Here is a 337-nt window from a genome sequence, read left to right as displayed (position 1 = left end):
GGTCGCCGCTAAAGTCGATGCTGCGGTCACGTCCTGGATGGCCGAACGGCACATCGCTGACGCCGAAGTGGCGGTGGCGCTGCACAAGGACATCGTCGGCGCATTCGACCATGGCTGGAAGGCGACGGACCGGCAACCCGTCGCCAGCCTCTCCAAGGCGATCACCGGCCTCTGCATCGCCGGCCTTGTCGACCACAAGCAGCTGTCGCTCGACGAGCCGCTCGGCACGGCCCTTGCCGGCTATTTCGCCCGCAAGCACAAGGACAGTGAGCCGAAGGACCCGCGCTTCAAGACGATCACCATCGAAGAACTGCTCACCCATCGCGCCGGACTGAAG

At 65.3% G+C, this 337-nt stretch carries 1 protein-coding gene; it reads left to right on the top strand.

All coding sequences use genetic code 11. From position 1 onward, the window contains the following. Positions 1–337: serine hydrolase domain-containing protein (locus EN852_RS37305; RefSeq protein WP_135879798.1), on the top strand; the 337-nt coding region annotated here is incomplete at both ends.

The sequence above is a fragment of the Mesorhizobium sp. M2E.F.Ca.ET.209.01.1.1 genome, from assembly GCF_004010375.2.
Lineage (GTDB): Bacteria > Pseudomonadota > Alphaproteobacteria > Rhizobiales > Rhizobiaceae > Mesorhizobium.
This window is presented reverse-complemented; position numbering and strand designations above follow the sequence as displayed.